Source organism: Micromonospora aridisoli (genome assembly GCF_056150025.1).
In genome coordinates, this window is record NZ_JAXCFK010000101.1 from 1 (window position 1) to 592 (window position 592).

The 592-nt window shown below is 37.2% G+C and carries 1 protein-coding gene; it reads right to left on the reverse strand.

What is annotated here, in order from left to right:
- A partial coding sequence (locus tag SM447_RS29560) for a cadherin-like domain-containing protein (RefSeq protein ID WP_474576147.1) occupies positions 1-592 on the reverse strand: 592 nt, incomplete at both ends.

A 592-nucleotide genomic window follows, 5' to 3' on the forward strand; every position in this document is an offset into this window, starting at 1 on the left:
TCACGTCAATAGAGGAAATACCAGAATTAATGATGGATATAAACGTAAGGTCATTCGTGGCCGGTAAAATGATCGATGTCAACAACGGTGTTTCATTACAAAATATTCCTGTCATCTTTCTGTTATGACTAAAATCCAAAGTAGTGAAATTATTACCAATACAATTAATTCCTGTTGTATTAATAAAGGCTTCGATACCATCCAAATTATCCAAACCTGCACTATCAACATTTATAATCCCTTCAAAAGACTCTGCATCACTTCTACTAATTTGGCCGTTGATTATCATGTCAGAGTCTATACCATCATCAATAAGCTCTTGTTCAAACTTAACATCAGGGATCTTGACAAACTCTGCTCTCTCGATCGTCACCCTAATTTTTCCTTCAACCTCATTCCCTGCAACACCATCACTGATGACAAATGAGATTTGATCAACTGCCCCAAAACCAATTACAGGCGTATAGGTAATCGTACCGTCTCCATTGTTGACGACCTCGCCATTCAATGCTGTAGCTTCTATGATTGTCACTGGATCATTTTCGTCATCCGTTACTTTTTCTAAAATATTAATTTTGATCGCCTCCAAATC